Consider the following 23,497-nt stretch of genomic DNA (forward strand, 5'->3'; position numbering starts at 1 on the left):
GTCGTCCCCGTCACGCGGCCGCTCCCTCGGCGGCCCCGTTCACGGCGGTTCCGTCCCCGGTCCGCTCGCCGACCCCGCGACCGGTTCCGTCCCCGGTCCGTTCACCGACCCCGTCACCGGTTCCGTCCCCGGTTCCTTCACCGGTCCTTCCGACCGGTCCCCAGGAGAACGTGGTGCCGGAGCGGCGGGCGCGGAGCCGGCCGAGGGCGTAGCCGCCGGCCGCGAGCGCCACCCCGGTGACGATGGCCCCGGCGCGGCCCGCGCCGCCGGGGCGGCCGCGCAGCGCGTCGCCCGCACCGCGCAGGACTCCGGCGGGCAGCACCCGGGTGGTGTAGCGCCGTTCGGACTCCAGGCCCTTCCGGGCGCCGACGCTCCGCGAGACGAGCGCCTTGGAGAGCCCCTCGGCGTACACCCGGGACCGGAAGTAGGCGAAGCGCTCGCGGGCGGCGGGCACCTTGTGGTGGATGACCGCCCGGTCGTCCATGAGCAGGACCGCTCCGGGCAGCGCCTCGGAGAGCCGGATGCACAGCTCGGTCTCCTCGCCGCCCAGGGGTCGCCGGTCGCCGTCCCGGCCGATGCCGGTGGCGAAACCGCCCGCCGCGTCGAAGGCGGTGCGGCGGAAGGAGGCGTTGCCGCCGAGCACGTTCCGCACGGGGACGCGGCCCGGGGGCAGGCCCCGGTAGGTGCAGCCGACGACCCAGTCGAACTCCTCGGGGAACCAGCCGGGGCGCCGGCCGGACGCCCAGACGGGCAGGGTCCGGCCGCCGACGGCCATGACGCGCGGGTCGTCGTAGGCGGCGGCGAAGTGGTGGAGCCAGTCCCGCTCGGCGACGGCGTCGTCGTCCAGGAAGGCCACGAACTCGCCGCGCGAGGCGGCGATCCCGGTGTTGCGGCCGGCGGAGAGGCCGCGGGGGCCCGTGTTGGCGAGGACCCGCACCTCCTCGCCGGGCCGGGTGTCCGCGTACTCCCCGGCGAGCCGTGCCCGGAGGCGCTCGTTGTGGTCGACGACGAGCAGGGTCTCCAGGGGAGGAAGCGACTGCTTCCGCACGGAGTCGACGGCGGCGAGGATGTCCTCCCACCGGTCCTCCGTGTAGGCGCAGATCACCACCGAGAAGCGGTGCGGGGGCGTGCGGTCGCTCAAGGGGTCTCTCCCCGCGGGACGTTGACGGAGAACGCGGCGGGTCGGCGGCGGGCCGACCGGCGCACGGCCTTCTCCCTGAGGATGACCTTGAGGACCCGGATGCCGTCGCGCACGGCGTTGAGGTTGCTGACGCCGTGGATGCGCAGGTACTCGTGGCTCGGCACCTCCTGCACCCTGAGTCCGGCCTTGACGACCCGGATGTTGATCAGGGTCTCGATCTCGAACCCGGTGCAGTCGAGGGTGATCTTGTCGAGGCAGTGGCGCCAGAAGGCGTTGTAGCCGTAGCAGAGGTCGGTGTACCGGGCCCCGAACTTGCGGTTGACGAGCGTGCAGAGGGCCCAGTTCCCGATTCTGCGGATGGTCGTCATGTCGTCCGTGCCGCCGCCGTTGGCGAAGCGGGAGCCCTTGGCGAAGTCGGCGCCGCCGACGAGGGCGGAGACGTAGGAGACGATCTCCTGGCCGTCGGCCGAGCCGTCCGCGTCGACCATGACGATGATGTCGCCGGTGCAGGCGGCGAATCCGCTGATCAGCGCGTCGCCCTTCCCCCTGCCGACCTGTTTCACGACTTTGACGTCGGGCCAGTGCTCGCGGGCGACGGCGACCGTGTCGTCGGTGGAGTTTCCGTCGACCAGGACGACTTCGTGTATCCATTCCGGCAGCGTCTTGAAGACGTACGGAAGGTTTTCCGCTTCGTTCATCGCGGGAATGACCACACTCACCGGCGGTGTGATCGCCAGGTGGGAGGTGATGGCCCGGTACTGAGCGGCTATTCGACTCGGCTCGGTCATTTCTTGACCCGTGGCGGCCGGGCGCAGGAACGAGCTCATGGGTCTGGTTTCCCTCTCGTCCGGTGGGCCGCCCACCCCTTGGGCGGCCCGGTGGTGTGTCCGGTGCGAAAGGGGGGTTCCCGCCCGCCCGCGTGGAAACGATCTCCTTGCGGGAACGGCGAGTTGGCATGTCCGGCCGCGCGGTACCCGTGACTCGGCGCACGTGCTGTCACCGAGCACGGCACCCCCCCTTACCGCGCCCCGCGCCGGAACCTTCGCGGCGCGGAAGCCCTCCCCAGAGCTGTGTGCGCGACGGAGCGGAGCGGGTGAGATGTACGACGGTATTGATGCAGGGGACTGTATGGCAAGACCCCCCTTCCCGGGCCGCTTTTCTGTTCTTTGACGAAGAACCAGCGATCGGAACGGTCGAGTTTTCGGTCGGATTCGGTCAATTCGATGACGTGGTGAGAAGGGTGGGACGGGACCGCTCTTCTGTGGGGTGACGGGCGGGCGGGGCGTGTTTCCGTCCGGCCGTCGAGCGGGAGCGGACCTTCCGGTTCCCGTAGTGGCCTAAACCGGTTGCTCCACAAGGGGGGTTCACCAGTCCTTCACCCCTGCTTTTGGCATGAACACTTCCAGCCGGGCGATTCCGCTGCTACTACCTGGTAGCGCAGAGATCCTGCTACAGGAGGTCCCATGAGACTCACCCGATTCACCGCCCTCTCGTCCTCGCTCCTGCTCGGTGCCGTCCTCGCCCTCACCGGGGCGAGCGCCGCACAGGCCGCCGGAACCGCCGCGGCCGTCGACTACGTGGCCCTGGGCGACTCGTACTCCTCCGGCGTCGGCGCCGGCAGCTACGACAGCGCCAGCGGCAACTGCAAGCGGTCCACGAAGGCGTACCCCGTCCTCTGGAAGAACGCGAACGCCCCCGCCTCGTTCGCCTTCACCGCCTGCTCGGGCGCCCGAACGGGTGATGTGACCGCGAATCAGCTCGGCCCCCTCTCGGCCGCCACCGACCTGGTCTCCCTCACGATCGGGGGAAATGACGCCGGTTTCGCCGACGTCATGACGACCTGTGTGCTGCAGTCCGAATCCACCTGCGTGAACCGAGTGAATCAGGCCAAGGCCTACGTCGACTCGACCCTGCCCGGCAAGCTCGACTCCGTGTACAACGCCATCGGCAGCAAGGCCCCCAACGCCCGGGTGGTCGTCCTCGGCTACCCGCGCTTCTACCAGCTCGGCGGGACCTGTGTGGCCGGCCTGAGCGAGGGCGAGCGCCAGGCCATCAACGGAGCCTCCGACCACCTCAACGCGGCCATCGCCAAGCGCGCCGCCGACCACGGCTTCACCTTCGCCGGCGTCGTCTCCGCCTTCACCGGCCACGAGATCTGCTCCGGCTCCGCCTGGCTGCACAGCGTCAACTGGCTGAACATCGGGGAGTCCTACCACCCGACCGCCGCCGGGCAGTCCGGCGGCTACCTGCCCCCCTTCAGGAACGCGGCGTAACCCCTTCGCCGTCCGCCCCCGTGGCGCCGGAACCGGCCGGAGCGGTGCTCGTGACACCGCCCGGCGCACCCGGCCCGGCGCCCCGTCCGCCGTCCCGCGTCCAGTGGTACGTCAACGCTCCCGCGATCAGCAGTACCCCGACGATCCCCGCCACCAGGACGCGCGTGCGGCGGGACGCGTTCCGCCGGGGCGTTCCGCCGTCCCGCTCCGCCGGAGCGCCGCGCGCCCCGCGCGCGTCACCGCCGCCGTCCCCGTGGGCGCCGGGGAGAGGGGCGGACGCCTCCGTCCCCGCCCCCGCCCCCGCGGGGTCCGCCGCGCCCGTCCCCGTCCCGCCCCCGGCGATCCGGCGCAGCTCGCGTTCGATCCCGTCCGCCGTCGTGGAGCCGGAGCCCCCCGGCTCCGCGCGCAGGAGCGCGTCGACCACCGCGCCCAGCGGCCCGGACCGGTCGTCCGAGGCCGTCTCCAGGAGAGCGCCCAGGGAACGCAGGTCGGCCGCCGGGTCCGTGTCCCCGTCGGGCCCGCCGCCGAGGCCGGTGACGAAGCCGGTGACGGCGACCCGGCCGTCGTTCCCCAGGAGGACGTGGTCCGGCCGCACGCCCCGGTGCGGAACGCCCGCCTCCCGCGCGGCCCGCAGCCCGGCCAGGACCTCGGCGCCGACGCGCGCCGCCTCCCGCCGGGGCAGGGGGCCGTCCGCCTCCAGGGCCTCCGCGAGGGAGAGGCCCCGGACCAGCTCCGTCACGACCCAGGGCCGGCCGTTCCCGGAGACCACCCCGAGGACCCGTACGACGCAGGGGTGGGAGATCCGGGCGGCGGCCCGCGCCTCGCGCTCCAGGCGGGCCAGAGGGGGAGGCGCCCCGGGCGCCGCGGTGCCGGGCGGGACCCGGATCTCCTTCAGGGCCACCTCGTGGCCGTCCGTCTCGTCCAGGGCGCGCCGGACGGTGCCCGTCGCCCCCTCGGCCAGGACGTCCAGAAGCCGGTAACGACCCGCGATCACCGTCATGGCCCCACGGTAGCCGAGGGGCGTCCTCCCCGCTCCGGTGTCGCGGCCGCCCGCGGGGCCCGCCGGTGGCTCCCGGCGGCGCGTCCCGGCGGCGGAGCCCGGTGAAGGATCTTGGTGGTGGAGATCACACGGGCTTCCGTGCCCGCGCCCGTCGCGCCGGAGTGCAGGATGGTTCGTGACGATTCGACAGGTGTTCGATGCCTGTCCAAGTCACCCTGGAATCAGATGAATTCGGAGGGTGATTGTCAACCCCCGTACGGATGCGTCGAATCCCGTCGCCGGGATACACGAGTGTGACGACGGGGCGATAGGGTTAGCCTGCCCGGGTCGGGTGCCCTTGTACGGGTGGGGAGTGACATGGAACAGATAGCAATGCGCAGCAGGCCGCGAGTGCCTGCCATCACCTGCGGGAGCAGCGCGACCAGTTCGCGGCTCGACCGCCATCTCGCGGTGCTCGGCGGACCCGCCGTGCCCCAGCGCGAGGCGGCCGAGGCGACCCTGCTGATGCGGGAACTGACGGCGCGCACGCACGACACGCCGATGCGCGGACACCGCAGCCGCAGCGCGCGGGTCTCGCTCTTCGCCCCGCTCCGCCGCCTGCGCCGTTCGCTCTTCGGCACCCGTCACTGATCCGGCCGCCCGCACGGCCCCGACGGCGACCGCGCCGGACGTGTCCCCACCCGTCCGGCGCACAGCCGTGTCCGCGCCCCTCCGGTCCCCTCCGTCAGGCGACCACGCCCTCGTCCCGGAGCGCCCGCACCTCCGCCCCGTCCAGCCCGAGTTCGGCGAGCACCGCGTCCGTGTCCTGACCGAGGGCCGGAATCCGGTCCATCCGCGCTTCCGGCGCGCCCGGGAACACGATCGGCGGAAGCAGCGCCCGCAGCGGCCCGGCCGGTGACCCCACCTCCCGCCACCGGTCGCGCGCCGTCAGCTGCGGATGGTCCGCCAGCTCCGCCACCGAGTTGAGCCGGGCGCAGGCGATGCCCGCCGCGTCGAGCCGGGCCAGCGCCTCGGCCGCCGTCAGGGGGGCCAGGGCCTCCGCGACCACCGCGTCCGTCGCCGCCCGTCCGGCCACCCGCGCCGCGTTCGTCGCGAAGGCCGGATCGTCGGCCAGGCCGGGCCGGCCGAGGACCTGCCCGGCGAGCCGCCGCCACTCCCGGTCGTTCTGCACGGAGAGCAGCACCAGGGTCCCGTCCACCGTCGGATAGGCGTCGTACGGGGCGATCACCGCGTGTGCGAGCCCCGTGCGCGCCGGGGCCGCGCCCCCGTGCATCCCGTGGTGCAGCGGGTGCCCCATCCACTCGGCGAGCGAGTCGAGCAGGGAGACCTCCACCGGTCCGCCCAGACCGGTCGTGCCGCGCCGCACGAGAGCGGCGAGGACGCCCGCGAAGGCGTACATCCCGGCGGCGATGTCGGCCGCCGGGACACCCGACTTGACGGGGCGCTCCGGGGTGCCGGTCACCGACACCAGCCCCGCCTCGCACTGGACGAGCATGTCGTACGCCCGCCGGTGCGCGTACGGTCCCTCCGCCCCGTACCCCGAGACGTCCACCGCGATCAGCCGGGGGTGCGCCGCGCACAGGGTGGCGGCGTCGAGGCCCAGGCGGGCCGCGGCCCCCTGCGCGAGGTTCTGCACGAAGACGTCGGCGCCCGCCGTCAGCCGCCGGGCGAGGGCCAGGCCCCGGGGGTCCTTGAGGTCGAGCGCCACCGACTCCTTGCCCCGGTTGCACCACACGAAGTGCGAGGCGAGGCCCCGGGCGGCGGTGTCGTACCCCCGGGCGAAGTCGCCGCCGTCGGGGCGCTCGATCTTGACGACGCGGGCGCCGAGGTCGGCGAGCTGCCGGGTGGCGAAGGGGGCGGCGACCGCCTGCTCGACGGTGACGACCGTGACCCCCGCGAGGGGGAGTGGCTGAGTGCTCATGACCGTCCTGCCTATCCTGCCGGGCCGGTCCCTGTCACCGGGAGGTGCGTCACCCCGCCGGTCACAGGAGCGCGCACTGCCCCTCCGGCCCCTCCTCCCGATGGTCCAGTACGGACGCGGGGCGCCGGGTCCCGGCCGGCGGCGGCAGCACCCCGGCGGCCCGCAGTTCCGCCGCGCCGGCCGTCCCCACGGCGAGGGCCGCCCGTTCCGGCTCCCGCGCGCCGAGCAGCGCGAGCACGGTGATCAGGTCCAGCAGCTCCGAGGTCCACTCCTGCGGCCAGGCGGCCGGGCGGATCGCCTCCAGGGAGCCGGGCTCCACGGGAGCGGTGCGGCGCGCGAACCACCGCTCCAGGACCCGCGCCCCGCCCACCCGGAACTCCCACGCCTCCACCGGTACGGGCGAGACGCGGCCCCCGTCGAGGTCCAGCGCCTCGTCCCCGGGGTCGTACGCCATCGCCGTCGGCCGCGCCGGGACCGCCGCCCGCACATAGGGACGGCGCCCGCCGGGCAGTCTCGGTCTCGTGCCGCTCAGGGCGCCGCGCAGCTGCACGTCGGCCAGTTCCCGGCCGAGGGCCACGCCCGCCGCCCAGGCCTCCCGGCCGGCGGGGAGCGGAACGCGGCACCCGGCGGGGGAGGGGCGGGCCGCCGCCACCGTCCACGCCAGCCAGTCGTGCGGGGTGGCCCCGGGTCCGTACCGCTCCCCGAGGAAGGCCAGGAGTCCGGGCGCCAGATTGGGCTCGCGTCCGCCGGGGCGCCGGAACAGCGGACGGACGCGCCCCCGCCGGTCCGCCGGGGAGTCCCCTCCGGGCAGGGCGGCCGTCACCAGGAGCGGAGGGCCGGCCGTTCCCGCCCCGTACCCCTGCTCGACGGCGAAGAGCTGCGGCTCCCCGGCGACCCGCCACAGCTCCGGCCGCGCGGAGTCGATCAGCCGGTGGTCGGGGAGCAGCCACTGCTCGTCGAACGGCCCGTGCGCCACCCGCACCGGCTCCGGGCACGGACCCGGCTCGCGGGCGAACCGCGCGGTCCCGGTCCGCTGTCCGGGCAGCGAGGCCACCGCGCTCTCCGGGGTCCGCGCCCTGCTGGGCCGGAACAGCGCCTCCCGCTCGGCCCCCTCCGAGGCCGCCAGCCGGTCCCAGCGGGCCCGCAGCGTCCGTACGTCGGGAGCGACGATCCAGGAACGGCCGAACCGGGGCGGGGCCACGGACCACGGCATCAACTCGTCGAGGAGGGGCGCGTCCTGCGGCCGGGCGTCATCCGTCACGCCCCGCATGCTAACGACCGCCGTCGGTGGGCCTCCACCGGTACGGAAGGCGACGGCCGGCCGTTCCGCGCCGCTGCGGACCGGTGGTCAGTCGGCCTCGACCGTGACGGTGAAGGAGAACCGGTCGCCCCGGTAGCGGATGCGCGCCACGTCGACGACCCTGCCGTCCTCGTCGTAGGTCACTCCCGTGTAGTGGAGGATCGGGGAGAGCAGCGGGACCCGGAGCAGCCCGGCCGTCTCCGGGTCGGCGAGACGGGCCTCGACCGTGTCCGTGATGCGGCTGATCCGCACCCCGACCACGTCCCGCAGCACCTTCGTCATCGGCCAGCGCTCCAGGTCGGCCGGGTCGATGGCACCGGCGAGCGCGGGAAGCACGGCGTTCTCCGCCCAGTTCGTGGGCTCTCCGCTCTCGCCGTCGCTGCGCAGCCTCCGGTACGCCACGACCTCCGGCACGCCGGGGAAGTACTCCGCCAGCTCCCCGGGCACGGGCACGGTGCCGTACCCGAGGACCGTCGTCCGTTCGCCCGACTGCTGGGCCACGATCGCGTCGATCGAGCCGAGCAGCCGGCGCGGGGCGGAACGGCGGGCGCCCGGCTCGATGAAGGTGCCGCGCCGCCGGTGCCGGCTGATCAGGCCCTCCTCCTCCAGCTCCTTGAGGGCCTGGCGCATCGTCAGCACGCTCACGCCGTAGTGGGCCGCGAGCTGTTCCTCGGTGGGCAGCCGCAGCGAGGCGTCCGGCGCCCGGCCCAGTATCGAGGCGCGCAGCGACTGCGAGACCTGGTACCAGAGCGGCAGCTTGCGGTTCAGGACCAGCGAGTCGGGAGCGAAGGCGGTCACGGGTCCTCCGTACGAGTGCTGCGGGCGTGTGGCCGGGATGCTACGGCCGGAAGTGGCGCTCCAGACCCTGCCACACGTCGTCGTACCCCTTCTGCAGATGGTCGGCGTTCGCGGCCTGCGGGGTCGCCGTCACCGGCCAGCGGGTCTCGAACATGAAGGCGAGGCCGTCGTCGATCTTCTGCGGCTTCAGCTCGGCGGCACTGGCCCTGTCGAAGGTCTCCCGGTCCGGTCCGTGCGCGGACATCATGCTGTGCAGCGAGCCGCCGCCCGGAACGAACCCCCCCTTCCCGGCGGTCTTCGCGTCGTACGCGCCCTCGATCAGGCCCATGTACTCGCTCATCACGTTGCGGTGGAAGTACGGCGGCCGGAAGGTGTCCTCGCCGACCAGCCAGCGCGGGGCGAAGGCCACGAAGTCCACGTTCGCGAGGCCCGGGGTGTCGGAGGGCGAGGTGAGCACCGTGAAGATCGACGGATCGGGGTGGTCGTACGAGATCGACCCGATGACGTTGAAGCGGTGCAGGTCGTAGACGTACGGCGTGTGGTTGCCGTGCCAGGCGACGACGTCCAGCGGGGAGTGCCCGTACGTCGCCGACCAGAGGTTGCCGCAGTACTTGTTGACGACCTCGACCGGCCCCTCGACGTCCTCGTAGGCGGCTACCGGGGCCCGGAAGTCACGGGCGTTGGCCAGGCCGTTGGCGCCGATCGGACCGAGGTCGGGGAGCTGGAAGGGGGCACCGTAGTTCTCGCACACGTACCCGCGGGCCGTCCCGTCGAGCGGTTCGACGCGGAAGCGGACCCCCCGGGGGATCAGGGCGACCTCGCCGGGGCGGGCGGCGAGCAGGCCCAGTTCGGTGCGCAGGAGGAGGCCGCCGCGCTCGGGGACGATCAGGAGTTCGCCGTCCGCGTCGCCGAAGACCCGCTCCATGGGGGCGTTGGCGTGGTAGAGGTGCACGGCCATGCCGGCGCGCTGGGTCACGTCGCCGTTGCCGCCGAGCGTCCACAGGCCGGCCAGCCAGTCGGTGCCCGGCGCCGGGTCGGGCAGCGGGTCCCAGCGCAGCCGGTTGGGATCGGGCACGGTCTCGGTGAAGGGAGCGCTCCGCAGCGCGCCGTTGTCGATCCGGGTGTACGCCGGGTGCGCGGCCGACGGGCGGATGCGGTAGAGCCACGAACGGCGGTTGTGGGACCGGGGTTCGGTGAAGGCGCTGCCGCTGAGCTGCTCGGCGTAGAGGCCGAGGGGTGCGCGCTGCGGGGAGTTGCGGCCGTGCGGCAGCGCGCCGGGGACCGCCTCCGAGCCGTGCTCGTTGCCGAAACCGGTGCTGTAGGTGAGCGCCTCGGCCGTCTTCCTGGCCTGCTCCGTGTTCATCGCCCGCTCCTGTCCTGAGCCCGCAAGGGAATCCTATGGCTGACCGTAGGATTCCGCGCGGCTCCCGTCAACGGGGGGCCGCCGGAGGCGCCGCGGGCCGGCGCGCTCACGGGGCGGAAACCGGTGCGTGCGCGAGGGGGTCAAAAAAGATGAACAATGCTCTACTCTCACGCGCATGTCCCGAACCCGAAGGTTCGTCCTCGCCCTCTCCGTCGTGCTCGCGGCGCTCACGGCGGCCCTGTTCGCCGCACCCGGGGCCCAGGCCCACGAGGAGCGGCCCGTCGCCTTCCCCGACGGCTCCGGCAGCGTGCCGAAGCTCCGCACGGGCGAACCCGACCTCCTCGTCTGCAAGACCGACCGGGCCGACTTCGAACGCCGGGTCTCCGGTTTCCCCGCCGCCCTCAAGGCCCGCAACCTCGCCCTCTTCGAGCACTGCGCCGCCTCCGGGTACCGGCACCTCCAGCAGGCCGTCGACGCCGTCGACCGTCCCGGGCTCACCATCGCGCTGCTCCCCGGGCTCTACGAGGAGGAGCCCTCGCAGCCCCCGCCCACCGGGGCCTGCGCCTCCCTCGACGCACCCGTCTCCGCGCTCGGCTACCAGATCCTCGGCTACGAGCAGCAGCGGCAGTGCCCCCACAACCAGAACCTGGTAGCGATCCTCGGCAAGAAGGACCTCCAGATCGAGGGCACCGGCGCGTCCCGTCTCGACGTCGTGGTCGACGCCGGGTACCGGAAGCTCAACGCGATCCGGGCCGACGGCTCCGACGGCGTCTACTTCCGGAACTTCACCGCCCAGCGCACCACCTTCAACTCGCTGTACGTCCTCGCCGCCGACGGCTTCGTCATCGACGACGTCCTCACCCGCTGGAACGACGAGTACGGCTTCCTCACCTTCGCCTCGGACCACGGCCTCTACAAGAACTGCGAGTCCTACGGGAACGGCGACTCCGGCATCTACCCCGGCTCGGCCTCGAACATCAACGACGGCCGCGGTTACGACGTCCCCCGCCACTCCATCGAGATCACCGGCTGCCGCAGCCACCACAACATGGTCGGCTACTCCGGCACCGCCGGTGACTCGGTCTGGGCCCACGACAACGAGTTCGACCACAACATGGGCGGCGCCTCCATGGACTCCGCCTTCCCCGGCCACCCCGGACTCCCGCAGAACCACGCCCACTTCGAACGCAACCTGATCCACGACAACAACCAGAACTACTACCCGTACGTCGCCGACGGCACCTGCGCCAGACCGCCCGCCGAACGCGGCTACGAACAGGGCGTCGTCTGCCCCCAGATCTCCATGCCGCCCGGCACCGGCGTCATCACCGCCGGCGGCAACTGGAACCTCTACGAGGACAACTGGGTCTACGGCCACCAGCGCGCGGCCTTCTACCTGAACGCCGTCCCCGCCTTCGTCCGCGGCGAGTCCGCCTGGGGCAAGCAGACCGACACCTCCCACCACAACCGCTACGCCGGCAACCACCTCGGTGTCGACCGGTCCGGCGCCTCCCGCCCCAACCGCACCGACGTCTGGTGGGACGGCCAGGGCGGCGGCAACTGCTGGCAGGCCGACGCGGGCGCGAGCTCCCCCGGCGCCCTGCCCCGGTGCGGGGCCCGCCGGGGCGAGGTCTCCGGCGCCACCGACCGCCTCGTCGGCGAACCGGTCAAACTCGCCCAACTCCTCGTCTGCGCCGACTACGACGTCCGGACGCGCCGCCTCCCCGCGGGCTGCGACTGGTACGGCGCCCGCGGCCTCCAGCGCGTCGAGGTCCAGCTCGCCCTCACCGGCGCCCTCGTCCTCGCCCTCACCGGCGGCGCCCTGTGGTGGCGCCGGCTGCGCGGCGACCGGCTCGCGGGCGCGGCCACCCTCGTCGGTCTGGCCGGCCTCGCCATGGACGTGGCCGGCGCGACGCTCACCCTGACCCCGACCGTCGTCCCGGCCCTCGCGCTGCTGTTCACCGGTGTCTGGTGGACGCTGCTCGCCCTCGCCCTGCGGCCCGCCCGGCCCGTCTTCGCCCGGGTCACCCTGGCCCTCGGCGCCCTCACCCTCCTCGACGCCTTCGACAAGGCGGTCCTCATGATTCCCGGCATCCCCCTGAGCCCCGCCTGGCTCCGTCTCCTCCTCGCCTGCGTCTGGGTCCTCTGGGCGGTGGTGGCGTCGAGCGCGGGCACTCCGGACGGAAGGCCGGAACGGGGGGCGAAACCCGGAACCGACACGGCCGCCGAAGCTGGGGCCGAAGTTGGGGCTGGGGCTGGGGCTGGGGCTGGGGTTGGAGTCGGGGCCGGGAGCGAGGCCGGGGTCGGGGCCGAAATCCGGTCCGGGTACGGGTCCGGCCCGGCATCCCCGCCCGCCGACACCCGGCCGCACGGGGAGGAGACGTCATGACGCGCGCGTACGGGACCCGGTTCCCCTCCCACAGGGTTCCCGGCCGCAGGTTCGCCGGCCTCTGCCTGACGTTCGCCCTGCTCGCCGCCCCGGCCCTCGCGGGCTGCGGCGGCCGGGCCACCACCCACCACAAACCCGGCACCAGTCACCAGGAGGCCACCGGCGGAAACGGCACCCTGCTTCCGGCCCGGGACGGAGCCGGGCACCGGCTCCGGGAACTTCCCGCCGCCGACGCGCCCACCGTCCGGGCCGAGGCGCGGCCCGATCCCGAGGGCGGCTGGAACGTCCACCTCACCGCGGAGAGGTTCCGCTTCACCCCCGAGAGCACCGGCGGCGCGGCACTCCCCGGCCGGGGCCACGCCCGTCTCCTGGTGGACGGCCGCGAGACCGGCCGTCTGTACGGCCCCTGGGGGTACGTACCGGCGGGCGGCCACACCCTGACCGTCCGGCTCCACGCGGACGACCACACCGTCTGGGCCGTTGCGGGCGCCCCCGTCCAGACCACCGTCCGCCTGGGCGACGCCCCCGCCACGACCACGCCGCCGCCCCCGCGCCCCACCGCGCCCGGCCGGACCGTCACCCTCGCCATCACCGACGGAACCGTCCGTCCTCCCACCTCCCGGATCGAGCTGAAGAAGGGCGAACGCCTCACCCTCCGCGTCACCAGCGACCGGGCCGACACCCTCCACGTCCACGGTTACGACCGTGAGCTGCCCCTCTCGCCCGGTACGCCCGCGTCCCTCGTCCTCACGGTGGACCGCACCGGTCTCTTCGAGGTCGAGACGCACGAGTCCGGACTCGTGCTGACCCAACTCGTCGTCCGATGAACGGAGCCCTCACCTCCCTCCTCGCCCCCGCCCATGCCCCCGTCCCGACCCTTCCGCTCGCCCACGGCGTGGGCTCCCGGCACGACCTCCCCCTCTCGCCCTTCTACGCCTACGCCGGCGCCCTCACCGCGCTCCTCGTCTCCTTCCTCGCCCTGGGCCTGCTCTGGTCCTCCTCCCGCTTCCGGGGCGACCTGGCCGGACACCCCCTCCCCGCCGCCCTGCAACGGGCGGCCGACGCCCCGGTCACCCGCGCCGCCCTCCGTCTCCTCGGCGCCGCGGTGACCCTCGTCCTCCTCCTGCACCTCCTGTTCGGACCGGACGATCCGGACCTCAACCCCGCTCCCGGCGCCCTCTACGTCCTCCTCTGGGTCGGACTCGTCCCCGCCTCCCTCCTGTTCGGTCCCGTCTGGCGCCTGCTCAATCCCCTGCGCACCCTCCACTCCTTCCACCCACCACGCGCCCCCCGCCCGCTGCCCACCGCCCTCGGCATCCGCCCCGCCGCCGCCGGACTCCTCCTCTTCGCCTGGCTCGAACTCGTCGCCCCCGACAACACCTCCCGCGCAGTCCTCCTGACCGCCCTCGCCGTCCACACCGGCTTCCAGCTCCTGGGGGCCGCCCGCTACGGCGACCGGTGGTTCGCCCACGCCGACCCCTTCGAGGTGTACTCCTCCCTCCTCGCCCGGCTCTCCCCGCTCGGCCGACGGGCCGACGGCCGACTGGTCCTGCGCTCTCCGTTCAACGGCCTCGACTCCACCCCCGGCCTCCCCGGTCTCGTCGCCACCGTCTGCGTCCTCCTCGGCTCCACCGCCTACGACGGCCTCTCCGACAACCCCCGCTGGATCACCACCCTCCAGACCTCGCCCCTCGGCCCCGTCCCCACCGCCACCCTCGGTCTTCTCGCCGCCGTCGCCCTCGTCGCCGCCTGTTACGGTCTCTGCGCCGGCGTCCTGCGTCTGATGGACCGTGGACTCACCACTCCGCTCACCTCCTTCGCCCATGCGCTGCTCCCCATCGCCCTCGGTTATCTCACTGCCCACTACTTCTCACTCTTAGTCACTGAATCTCCACGCATAGTGACGATGATGGTGGGTATGGACTCTGCATCCCCCCTCGATCCACCCCTGGGGCCCGGAGGGCTCGCAACCCTCCAGGTGGCGGCCGTCGTCACCGGCCATGTCCTCGGCGTCGTGGCGGCCCACGACCGGTCCGTGCGACTCTTCCCGCCCGCCCGGGCCGTCGCCGGTCAACTCCCCCTGTTCCTCCTCATGATCGTGTACACCCTCGGAGGCATCGCCCTGCTCGTCGCCTGAGACCGGATTCCCCGAAGCCCAGCCGGCTTCGAAGCCCCGTCCGACCCGAAGTCCCGCCCTCGTCCGGCCCGGACGGACGGCATCATGGACCCCGTGCCCCAGACCCACCCCCAGACCCACCCCCAGCCCCGTCCCCAGGTCGCGCCGCTGCTCCGCCGCACCCCCGTGCAGCAGCGGAGCACCGAACGGCTCGCTCGCATCCTCGACGCCTGTGCCGTGCTCCTCGACGAGACCGGGTACGAGCGGTTGAGCACCCGCGCCGTCGCCGCTCGCGCCGGAGTCCCCATCGGCTCCGTCTACCGCTTCTTCGGCAACAAGCGGGCCATGGTGGCTGCCCTCGCCCTCCGCAACCTCGACCGGTACGCCGAGCGGATCTCCGAACGCTTCGCCTCGACGCCGCTCCTCGACGCGCGCGGAGCCATCGACGGTGTCCTGGACGAGTTCATCGCGATGAAGCGGACCGTTCCCGGTTTCGCGCTCGTGGACTTCGGCCTGCCCGCCGGGGAGGCCGGAGAGGTGACCGGAAAGGTGCCCCGGGCCACGGCCGGGGGAGTGGCCGGGACGATGACCGAAGAGGGACCGGACGGTAACGCGAATCCGGACGGAGGCGCGCTCCCCGGCGGAAGCGCGAACCCGGAGGGAGGGGGGGACCCGGTGGGAGAGAAGGACTCGGCGGGAGGGGCGGATCCGGAGAGAGTGAGGGGCTCGGGGGGAGGGGCGGACCCGGGGGAGGTGGATCCGGCAGGGGAGGTGGACCCGGAGGGAGACGCGGAGCCGGCCGGGGGCGCGGACGCGGACGGAGGCGCGGCCCCGGGTCGCCGTCCCGGCGTGCCGTCCGGTGACGACCCCAACCTCCTCGTCGCCGAGCGGATCTGCGAGTTGCTCGCCGAACATCTGGGTCACTCCGCCGACGAGGGCCTGCGCCGGAAGGTCCTCGTCGGGGTCGAGACCGCCGACGCCCTCGTCCGGCTCGCCTTCCGCGCGGACCCCGAGGGCGATCCGGACCTCATCGCCGAGACCCGGCTGCTCCTCCATGCCTACCTGGTGCCCTCGCTGTCGTGACCCGCCACTCCTCGCGGCCGCTCCGTTCCCCGTCGTAACCCGGCTCTGACCTGCTCCTTTTGCTCGTATTGCTCGCGGGTCAACACCTTGTTAACGGCGGAAGGGGGCACCTACGGTCATCCGGACCGCCGCTCGGCGGCAGTTCAAGGGTGAACGTGAGGTGTCCTCCATGCTGACCGTCCTCGGCTTCGCCATGATCGCGACCTTTCTGGTCCTGATCATGACGAAGAAGATGTCGCCGATCGCGGCGCTCGTGCTGATTCCCGCACTCTTCTGCGTCGCGGTCGGGAAGGGGGCCCACCTCGGCGACTACGTCATCGAGGGGGTCGGCAACCTGGCGTCCACGGCCGCGATGCTGATGTTCGCGATCGTCTACTTCGGCGTCATGATCGACGTCGGTCTGTTCGATCCGATCGTCCGGGGCATCCTGCGCTTCTGCAAGGCCGACCCCGTACGGATCGTCGTGGGTACGGCGGTGCTCGCCGCGATCGTCTCCCTGGACGGGGACGGTTCCACCACGTTCATGATCACCGTTTCGGCGATGTATCCGCTCTACAAGCGCCTCGGGATGAGCCTGGTCGTCATGACGGGCGTCGCCGCCACCGCCAACGGCGTCATGAACACCCTGCCCTGGGGCGGCCCCACCGCCCGCGCCGCGACCGCCCTGAAGGTGGACGCCGCCGACATCTTCGTGCCGATGATTCCCGCGCTCGCCACGGGGCTGCTCTTCGTCTTCGTCCTCGCGTACGTCCTCGGCCGCCGTGAGCGCAGGCGCGTCGGCTACCTCACGCTCGACGAGGTCCTGGTGCCGGAGCCGGACGCGGTCCTGGCCGCGACGGCCGGCGGCGGTTCCGGCGAGGGCGCGACCGGGAAGGCGGCCGCCTTCGGCGGAGCGACGACCGCCAAAGCCGGGGCCGGAGCCGGAGCCGAGGCCGGCGGCGCCGCCGGTGTCGCTGCCCCTGCCCCTGCCTCTGCCGGGGTGGGTGAAGGGGATGGCGAGGGGTTCCAGGGGCTGGACCCGAAGCGGGCCACGCTCCGCCCCCGGCTGTACTGGTTCAACGCCGGCATGACGGTGGTGCTGCTCGCCGCCATGATCCTCGAACTGCTGCCGATCCCGGTGCTCTTCCTGATCGGCGCCGCCCTCGCACTCACCGTCAACTACCCGAACATGGCCGAGCAGAAGGCCCGTATCGCCGCCCACGCCGACAACGTCCTGAACGTCTCCGGCATGGTCTTCGCCGCCGCCGTCTTCACCGGCGTCCTCACCGGGACGGGCATGGTCAAGCACATGGCCGACTGGCTCGTCGGCGCGATCCCCGACGCCATGGGCTCCCACATGGGCGTGGTCACCGGTGTGCTGAGCCTTCCGCTCACCTACTTCATGTCGAACGACGGCTTCTACTTCGGCGTGCTGCCCGTCCTCGCGGAAGCGGGCGCGGCCCACGGCGTGTCGTCCCTGGAGATCGCCCGGGCGTCGATCGTCGGCCAGGCGCTGCACATGTCGAGCCCGCTGGTGCCCGCCGTGTACGTCCTCGTCGGCATGGCGAAGGTGGAGTTCGGAGACCACACCCGGTTCACGGTGAAGTGGGCCGCGCTGACTTCGCTGGTGGTCCTGGCGGCGGCGGTCCTCTACGGGATCGTCTGAGGGAGGCCGGGGCCGCGCTCCGGCGAGGAACCGGACGCAGCGCGCCGGGGAAGCGACCCGGACGCCGGACCCGGTGCCGCCGCGGAAACGGCCCCGGCTCCGGGCGGGGAAGGGGGACCCCGCACCGGCGGGAAAAGGGACCCGGCCCCGCGAGGGGCCGGGTTCCGGCTGTGGGCCGGACGGGCGACTCGGAGGGGCGGCGCGGGCATGTCGGCCCCGGGGCGCCCAGTTGGTGGCTGATAGTCAGATTATCGGTTGAACCATCCGACATGTCCTTTCTCGGAGGAATCAGCATGCCCGCTCGTGCCGTTCGTCCCCTCGCCGCCACCCTCGCGGCCACGGCCGCCTTCGGCGGTCTCGCTCTCGCAGGCGCCCCGACCGCGTTCGCCGCCCCCGGCGACAACGGGGACATCAAGGTCCACAAGGTCGGCACCCCCTACGGTGACCTGGGCGACGAGGCGAAGGTCTGCAAGTTCTACCTCGCGGCCTTCAACTTCGACGTCCTCCAGGAGGTCAGCTGGGAGATCACCCCGCAGCCGCCCCGCCCGGAGGTCCCGACCCTCACCGGCCGCGTCGCGCTGGCCACCGGAATGGGCCACACCAACCCGCTGACGCTGCCGGAGGGGCAGTACCGGGTCACCTGGACCTTCCCGGGCGCGCTCCCCACCGGCAAGCAGAAGATCTTCACGGTCGACTGCCACGGCAACGGTCCCGGCCGCCCCGGCCACGGCAACAACGGTCCGGAGAACGGCCACGGCGACAACGGCGCGGAGAACGGCCACGGCAAGCCCCCGCACGGCGCGGTGGGCGCGGGCGGCGGCGGCAGCGCGGAGCTCGCCGCCGCCGAGGACTCCTCCGGTCTCGGTGTCGGGGCGGCCGTCGCCGCCGGCCTCGCCGGTACGGCCGGGCTGGTTCTGATCCGCCGTTCGCGCCGCCGCAGCAATGGCGCCGCGTAGGTCCCGCCTCATGCGCAGGCGGCGGCGCCTGTTCCGGCTCGTCAGGACCGTGGTGGTGGCCGTGGTCCTGGTGGTCGGGGGCTTCTGGTGGGCCGGCGACGAGGAGCCGGCCGGCCCGCCCCTCGCCTCCGGTCCCGCCGCCTCCGGCCCGGCCGCCTCCGAAGCGGCCGCGGCCGGGGCGCCGACCGCCCTGGACCACAACGCGAAGCCCGGGGGGCGGCCGGGGGACGCGTCCCCGCCCCGGCCGGAGGGCGGGTCCCGGCGGGCCGCCGCGGCACCGCTTCCCCGTTCGCGCCCCACCACCGTCGCGGTCCCCGCCATCACCATCGAGGCGCCCGTGACCGACCTCGGTCTCGACGCCGCGGGCCGGCTCGCGGCCCCGCCGGTCGACAACCCCCGGGTCGTCGGCTGGTACGCCAAGGGGCCCGCCCCGGGCGAGCAGGGGACCGCCGTCGTCGTGGGGCACCGCGACACCCGCACCGGGCCCGCCATCTTCATCAACCTCAACGCGCTCAGCCCCGGCAACACCGTCCGGGTCGCCCGCGCGGACGGCAAGGTCGCCGTCTTCACGGTGGACCGCGTCCGGACGTACGCCAAGAACGCCTTCCCCGACAAGGAGGTGTACGGCGCCACCGGGCGGCCCGAACTGCGGCTGCTCACCTGCGGCGGAGCCTTCGACCGGGGGACGGGGTACGAGGCGAACATCGTCGTCTTCGCCCATCTCACCGACATCGCCCAGAAGATCTGACCCCTCCGCGCTCCGCCGGTCGGCCGACCGGCGGAGCGGCACGCCCGACCGGCGGACCCAGCCGCTCCGCCGGTCCCTCACCGCCGCGCCCGGCGGGCCGCGCCGTCCCGCGCGCCCGCCGGGCGCGGCGGCGCGTGCGGGCGCGGCACGGCGTCCGGCCCGGGCCCCGGCCTCCCGTGTGCCGCCCCCCGGGGCTGAGACCCGGGGCACGTCCCGGAACCCTGGCGCCGGAAAACTAACGCCGCTAGTTTGGGTGGACGACGAGCCCGTCGGCAACGTGAGGAGACAGCGGATGAAGGCGCACGACGCGATGTACATCGGCGGGGAGTGGCGGCCCGCCTCCTCCACGGACACGATCCCGGTGATCAACCCGGCGGACGAGCAGGTCATCGGCCACGTCCCGGCCGGCACCGCCGAGGACGTCGACGCCGCCGTCCGCGCCGCCCGCGCCGCGCTGCCCGGCTGGGCCGCCACCCCGCCCGCCGAGCGCGGGGCCCGTATCGCCGCCCTGCGCGACGCGCTCGCCGCCCGCGCCGAGGAGATCGCCGCCACCGTCACCGCCGAACTCGGCGCCCCGCCGCAGCTCGCCGCCGCCGTCCACGCCGGACTGCCGATCACCGTCGCCGGCACGTACGCCGAACTCGCCGCCACCCACCCCTTCGAGGAGAAGGTCGGCAACTCCACCGTCTACGCCGAGCCGGTCGGCGTCGTCGCCGCGATCACCCCCTGGAACTACCCGCTCCACCAGATCGTCGCCAAGGTCGCCCCGGCCCTCGCCGCCGGCTGCACCACCGTCCTCAAGCCCGCCGAGGACACCCCGCTCACCGCGCAGCTCTTCGCGGAGGCCGCGCACGAGGCCGGTCTGCCCGCCGGCGTCTTCAACCTGGTCACCGGTCTCGGCCCGGTCGCCGGGCAGGCGCTCGCCGAGCACCCGGACGTGGACCTCGTCTCCTTCACCGGCTCCACCGCCGTCGGCCGCCGCATCGGCGCCCTCGCGGGCGGCGCCGTCAAGCGGGTCGCCCTCGAACTCGGCGGCAAGTCCGCCAACGTCATCCTGCCGAGCGCCGACCTCCCGAAGGCCGTCGCCGTCGGCGTCGCCAACGTCATGTCCAACTCCGGGCAGACGTGCAGCGCCTGGACCCGCATGCTGATCCCCGCCGACCGGTACGAGGAGGCGGTCGCGCTCGCCGCCGAGGCCGTCGCCAAGTACGTCCCCGGCGAGCGGGTCGGCCCGCTGGTCAACGCCAGGCAGCGGGAGCGCGTCCGTGGCTACATCGAGAAGGGGATCGAGGAGGGCGCCCGGCTCGTCGCCGGCGGCCCCGAGGCCCCGCGCGAGACCGGCTACTACGTCTCCCCGACCGTCTTCGCCGACGTCACCCCGGACATGACCATCGCCCAGGAGGAGATCTTCGGGCCGGTCGTCTCGCTCCTCCGGTACGAGGACGAGGAGGAGGCCCTCGCCATCGCCAACGGCACCGTCTACGGTCTTGCCGGGGCCGTCTGGGGCGACCCCGAGGAGGCCGTCGCCTTCGCCCGGCGCATGGACACCGGCCAGGTCGACATCAACGGCGGGCGCTTCAACCCGCTGGCGCCGTTCGGCGGTTACAAGCAGTCCGGCGTCGGACGCGAGCTCGGCGCGCACGGCCTCTCCGAGTACCTCCAGACCAAGTCCCTCCAGTTCTGAGGGCCTTGACGGTTCCGGCGGCCCCGACGATCCCGCCGGTTCCGGCAGGTCCGGCAGTCCCGACAGTTCCGAGCCCCGAGGAGCACCGCACGTGAGCCTGATCCGCGCCGCCGTCCTGCCCGCCGTCGGCGCTCCCCTGGAGATAACCGACATCGACCTCCCGGAACCCGGCCCCGGCCAGGTCCGGGTCCGCCTCGCCGCCGCCGGCGTGTGCCACTCCGACCTCTCCCTCTCCAACGGCACCATGCGCGTCCCGGTCCCGGCCGTCCTGGGCCACGAGGGCTCCGGCACCGTGGTCTCCGTCGGCGAGGGCGTCGCACACGTCGCCCCCGGTGACGAGGTCGTCCTCAACTGGGCTCCATCCTGCGGCCGTTGCCATCCCTGCTCGCTCGGCGAGGTCTGGCTCTGCGCCGACGCCCTCACCGGCGCCGCGAACATCCACGCCCGCACCCAGGACGGCACCGAACTCCACCCCGGCCTGAACGTCGCCGCCTTCGCGGAGGAGACGGTCGTCGCCGCCCGCTGCGTGCTCCCCGTGCCCGACGGCGTGCCGCTCGCCGACGCCGCCCTGCTCGGCTGCGCCGTCCTCACCGGCTGGGGAGCGGTCCACCACTCGGCCCGGGTCCGGGAGGGCGAGACCGTCGCGGTGTTCGGCGTCGGCGGCGTGGGCCTCGCCGCGCTCCAGGCCGCCCGGATCGCGGGCGCCCCGACGATCGTCGCCGTGGACGTCACCCCGGAGAAGGAGGCGCTGGCGAGGGCGGCCGGAGCCACCGAGTACGTCGTCGCCTCCGGGACCACGGCGAAGGACATCCGGAAGCTGACCGGGGGCCGGGGCGTCGACGTGGCCGTGGAGTGCGCGGGCCGCGCCGTCTCCATCCGTGCCGCCTGGGAGTCCAGCCGGCGCGGCGGCCGCACCACGGTGGTCGGCATCGGCGGCAAGGACCAGCAGGTCACCTTCAACGCCCTGGAGATCTTCCACTGGGGCCGCACCCTGGCCGGCTGCGTCTACGGCAACTCGAACCCCGGCGAGGACCTGCCGGTCCTCGCCGGGCACATCAGGGCCGGCCGGTTCGACCTCGGCTCCCTCGTCACCGAACGGATCACCCTGGACGGCATCCCGGGAGCCTTCGACAACATGATCGCGGGCAAGGGCGGCCGGGCCCTGGTGGTCTTCCCCTGAGACGCGCGGAGGGCCGCGCCGCCCGGGGAGGGGCGACGCGGCCCTCCGCGCGCGTCGCGCCTCGCGAGGCGCGGGTCCGGGCTGGGAAGGGGGTCGTCCGGCTCAGGCGAGCTGGATGGTCAGGGAGCCGGCGACCAGCAGGGTGAGGCCCAGGGCGCGCGACGGGGTGAGCGGGCGCCGGGGGAGCCTGAAGAGCCCCCTGTGGTCGATCAGGGCCGAGGTGAGCTGCTGGCCCGTCACCGTGAGCGCGACGGTCACCGCGGCGCCGATGGACGGGATGAGCAGGAAGGTGCCGGTGACGTAGGCGGCGGCGCAGGCGCCGCCGATCCACCCCCACCAGGGCATCTTCCGCAGCGGGGCGACCCTGGGCCCCGGGGTGCGGCGGGTCGCGTACAGCACGAGCAGGACGACGGCGATGGTGAAGGTCGCCACGGCGAAGCTGACCACGGCGACGGCGAGGGGTTCCTGGAGCCGGGCGCGCAGCTGGGCGTTGACCGCCCCCTGGACCGGCAGCACGCCACCGGCCGCGATGCCGAGGACGAGCAGGCCGGCGCGCCCGGCGCGGCCGGTGCCCGGCGCCCCGGGAGGAGCCGCGGCCCGCATGCCCCGGATGATCACGACGATGCCCGCGAGGACGGCCGCCGCGCCGAGGACGATTCCGGCGCCGGGCCCCTTCCGCTCCAGACCGAAGAGGCCGAAGAGGTCGAGCGCGAGCGAGGCGGACATCTGCCCGGTGACGAAGAGCCCGACGGCCGCGAGGGCGCCGAGCCGCGGGAACAGCAGGATGCCGCTGGTGATGTAGAGCGGACTGGCCAGTCCGCCGAGCAGTTGCCAGGGCTCGACGCCGGGCAGCCCGCCGAGCGCCCCGAGCGCGCCGGCCGCCGCCGCGAGGACGACGAGCAGGCCCGTCGCGACGCCGAGCTGGAGGGTGGAGGCACCGTACGGGGTGCCGACGGCCGAGTTGAGCTGGAGGTTCACCGAGGCCTGGACGGCCAGGAGGCAGCCGACCAGCAGGGCCGCGGCGAGGAGCGCGGTGTGCATCTGGATCTCCCGGGGCGGGACGACGAACGGGCAAGTGGACAGCGCGTCCGTTTATCATGTCACGCCTCCTCGCAAATGGACAAGGTGACCACTTGAGTGCGGGCGAAGTAGGCTCGGGGGCATGAGCGACGACGAGCAGCGCGGACGCGGCATCGCCGCGCGGCGGCCCGAAGGGCTCCTCGGTGACCTCCCGGCCGGGAGCGGCCACCCGGCCGCCCCCCGCAGGCGCGCGGACGCGGAACGCAACCGCGCCCAGATCCTGACGGCGGCCGAACGGCTCTTCACCGAGGGCGACCCGAGGACGGTCACCATGGACCGGATCGCCAAGGCCGCCGGGGTGGGCCGTGCCACGCTGTACCGGAGCTTCCCCGATCCGTCCTCGGTCGCCGTGGCCCTGCTCGACGCGCACGAACGCCGGTTGCAGGAACAGCTCCTCCACGGCCCCCCGCCGCTCGGGCCCGGCGCCCCGGCGGGGGAGCGACTGGCGGCGTTCTACCTGGCGATGCTCGATCTCCTCGAACGGCACCTGCCGCTGGCGCTGGGCGCGGAGACGGGCGCCGCCCGCTTCCGGACGGGCGCGTACGGCTTCTGGCGCGCCCACGTACGGACGCTCCTCGTGGACCACGGGGTCGAGGACCCGGACCCGCTGGTCGACATCGCGCTCAGTCCCCTGTCGCCCGAACTCCTCCACTTCCAGCGGCACGAACTCGGCCTGCCGGCCGACCGCGTCGGGCGTTCGCTCGCGGCCTTCGCCCGGCAGCTGCTGCGGTCGGGCGAGGGCCACTGAGAGCTTCCCGGCGGCAGCTGCCGCGACCCGCCCGCGCCACCGCCGCGGCCGGGCCCCGGGCGGTCGCGGAGC

At 73.9% G+C, this 23,497-nt stretch carries 20 protein-coding genes and 1 pseudogene; 13 read left to right on the plus strand and 8 right to left on the minus strand.

The annotated features are described in order from the left end of the window. Positions 1-10: 10 nt before the first annotated feature. Together ACZ3IL_RS19725 and ACZ3IL_RS19730 are read right to left on the minus strand one after the other, a co-directional pair. A complete protein-coding gene (locus ACZ3IL_RS19725; RefSeq protein ID WP_467391712.1) occupies positions 11-1,141 on the minus strand; it encodes a glycosyltransferase family 2 protein in 1,131 nt (376 codons plus the stop codon). Next, positions 1,138-1,968, minus strand: coding sequence for a glycosyltransferase family 2 protein (locus ACZ3IL_RS19730; RefSeq protein WP_467391713.1), 831 nt, complete (start codon positions 1,966-1,968; stop codon positions 1,138-1,140). Before ACZ3IL_RS19730 ends, ACZ3IL_RS19725 begins: the two co-directional genes overlap by 4 nt. A gap of 636 nt (positions 1,969-2,604) precedes the next feature. Here ACZ3IL_RS19730 and ACZ3IL_RS19735 point away from each other — a divergent pair. Beyond that, positions 2,605-3,414 (plus strand): SGNH/GDSL hydrolase family protein, encoded by an 810-nt coding sequence (locus tag ACZ3IL_RS19735; RefSeq protein ID WP_467391714.1) that lies wholly within the window; start codon positions 2,605-2,607, stop codon positions 3,412-3,414. Here ACZ3IL_RS19735 and ACZ3IL_RS19740 read toward each other — a convergent pair. After that, complete coding sequence (locus ACZ3IL_RS19740; RefSeq protein ID WP_467391715.1) at positions 3,398-4,414, minus strand: serine/threonine-protein kinase; 1,017 nt, start codon at positions 4,412-4,414, stop codon at positions 3,398-3,400. The two genes, ACZ3IL_RS19735 and ACZ3IL_RS19740, sit on opposite strands and share 17 nt — an antisense overlap. Positions 4,415-4,771: 357 nt before the next feature. Between ACZ3IL_RS19740 and ACZ3IL_RS19745 the strand changes: the two genes are divergently transcribed. Continuing rightward, positions 4,772-5,044: a hypothetical protein gene (locus ACZ3IL_RS19745; RefSeq protein WP_467391716.1), complete on the plus strand. Its 273-nt coding sequence runs from the start codon at positions 4,772-4,774 to the stop codon at positions 5,042-5,044. 94 nt (positions 5,045-5,138) lie between these two features. On the opposite strand, the gene ACZ3IL_RS19750 is transcribed toward ACZ3IL_RS19745, so the two are convergent. The 4 genes from ACZ3IL_RS19750 to hmgA form a co-directional block, all read right to left on the minus strand. Next, entirely contained in the window at positions 5,139-6,335 is a 1,197-nt protein-coding gene (locus ACZ3IL_RS19750) for a CaiB/BaiF CoA transferase family protein (RefSeq protein ID WP_467391717.1), read from the minus strand. Positions 6,336-6,396: 61 nt separating this feature from the next. Further along, complete coding sequence (locus ACZ3IL_RS19755; protein WP_467391718.1) at positions 6,397-7,605, minus strand: type ISP restriction/modification enzyme; 1,209 nt, start codon at positions 7,603-7,605, stop codon at positions 6,397-6,399. Positions 7,606-7,683: 78 nt separating this feature from the next. Continuing rightward, entirely contained in the window at positions 7,684-8,433 is a 750-nt protein-coding gene (locus ACZ3IL_RS19760; protein WP_467391719.1) for a GntR family transcriptional regulator, read from the minus strand. Positions 8,434-8,473: 40 nt separating this feature from the next. Beyond that, the gene (hmgA, locus tag ACZ3IL_RS19765; protein WP_467391720.1) at positions 8,474-9,796 is read right to left on the minus strand and encodes a homogentisate 1,2-dioxygenase; all 1,323 of its coding nucleotides are present in this window, start codon (positions 9,794-9,796) and stop codon (positions 8,474-8,476) included. A 175-nt stretch (positions 9,797-9,971) separates the two neighbouring features. On the opposite strand from hmgA, the gene ACZ3IL_RS19770 reads away from it, so the two are divergent. The 10 genes and pseudogenes from ACZ3IL_RS19770 (at position 9,972) to ACZ3IL_RS19815 (ending at position 21,597) form a co-directional block, all read left to right on the plus strand. Further along, positions 9,972-12,185, plus strand: a complete 2,214-nt coding sequence (locus ACZ3IL_RS19770) for a right-handed parallel beta-helix repeat-containing protein (RefSeq protein WP_467391721.1) — start codon at positions 9,972-9,974, stop codon at positions 12,183-12,185. After that, a complete protein-coding gene (locus ACZ3IL_RS19775; RefSeq protein WP_467391722.1) occupies positions 12,182-13,012 on the plus strand; it encodes a cupredoxin domain-containing protein in 831 nt (276 codons plus the stop codon). Before ACZ3IL_RS19770 ends, ACZ3IL_RS19775 begins: the two co-directional genes overlap by 4 nt. Then, positions 13,009-14,322 carry a hypothetical protein gene (locus ACZ3IL_RS19780; RefSeq protein WP_467391723.1) on the plus strand — a complete coding sequence of 438 codons (1,314 nt, stop codon included), beginning with the start codon at positions 13,009-13,011 and terminating at the stop codon, positions 14,320-14,322. The genes ACZ3IL_RS19775 and ACZ3IL_RS19780 overlap by 4 nt, the downstream gene beginning before the upstream one ends. 84 nt (positions 14,323-14,406) lie before the next feature. Then, a pseudogene (locus tag ACZ3IL_RS19785) lies at positions 14,407-14,824 on the plus strand (TetR/AcrR family transcriptional regulator); the annotation flags it as partial. 14 nt (positions 14,825-14,838) lie between these two features. Beyond that, positions 14,839-15,384, plus strand: coding sequence for a hypothetical protein (locus ACZ3IL_RS19790; RefSeq protein ID WP_467392038.1), 546 nt, complete (start codon positions 14,839-14,841; stop codon positions 15,382-15,384). A gap of 169 nt (positions 15,385-15,553) precedes the next feature. After that, a complete protein-coding gene (locus tag ACZ3IL_RS19795) occupies positions 15,554-17,029 on the plus strand; it encodes a CitMHS family transporter (protein WP_467391724.1) in 1,476 nt (491 codons plus the stop codon). A 293-nt stretch (positions 17,030-17,322) separates the two neighbouring features. Continuing rightward, positions 17,323-17,985, plus strand: coding sequence for a hypothetical protein (locus ACZ3IL_RS19800; RefSeq protein ID WP_467391725.1), 663 nt, complete (start codon positions 17,323-17,325; stop codon positions 17,983-17,985). Between the two features lie 10 nt (positions 17,986-17,995). Next, complete coding sequence (locus ACZ3IL_RS19805) at positions 17,996-18,733, plus strand: class F sortase (protein ID WP_467391726.1); 738 nt, start codon at positions 17,996-17,998, stop codon at positions 18,731-18,733. A gap of 292 nt (positions 18,734-19,025) precedes the next feature. After that, positions 19,026-20,417: an aldehyde dehydrogenase family protein gene (locus ACZ3IL_RS19810; RefSeq protein ID WP_467391727.1), complete on the plus strand. Its 1,392-nt coding sequence runs from the start codon at positions 19,026-19,028 to the stop codon at positions 20,415-20,417. A gap of 97 nt (positions 20,418-20,514) precedes the next feature. Further along, a complete protein-coding gene (locus ACZ3IL_RS19815; protein WP_467392040.1) occupies positions 20,515-21,597 on the plus strand; it encodes a zinc-binding dehydrogenase in 1,083 nt (360 codons plus the stop codon). Positions 21,598-21,699: 102 nt separating this feature from the next. Here the strand turns inward: ACZ3IL_RS19815 and ACZ3IL_RS19820 are convergent, their stop codons facing one another. After that, positions 21,700-22,638 (minus strand): DMT family transporter, encoded by a 939-nt coding sequence (locus ACZ3IL_RS19820; protein ID WP_467391728.1) that lies wholly within the window; start codon positions 22,636-22,638, stop codon positions 21,700-21,702. Between the two features lie 121 nt (positions 22,639-22,759). Between ACZ3IL_RS19820 and ACZ3IL_RS19825 the strand changes: the two genes are divergently transcribed. After that, positions 22,760-23,425, plus strand: a complete 666-nt coding sequence (locus tag ACZ3IL_RS19825) for a TetR/AcrR family transcriptional regulator (protein WP_467391729.1) — start codon at positions 22,760-22,762, stop codon at positions 23,423-23,425. Positions 23,426-23,497 lie beyond the last annotated feature (72 nt).

This window comes from Streptomyces sp. NPDC014907 (assembly GCF_055562975.1).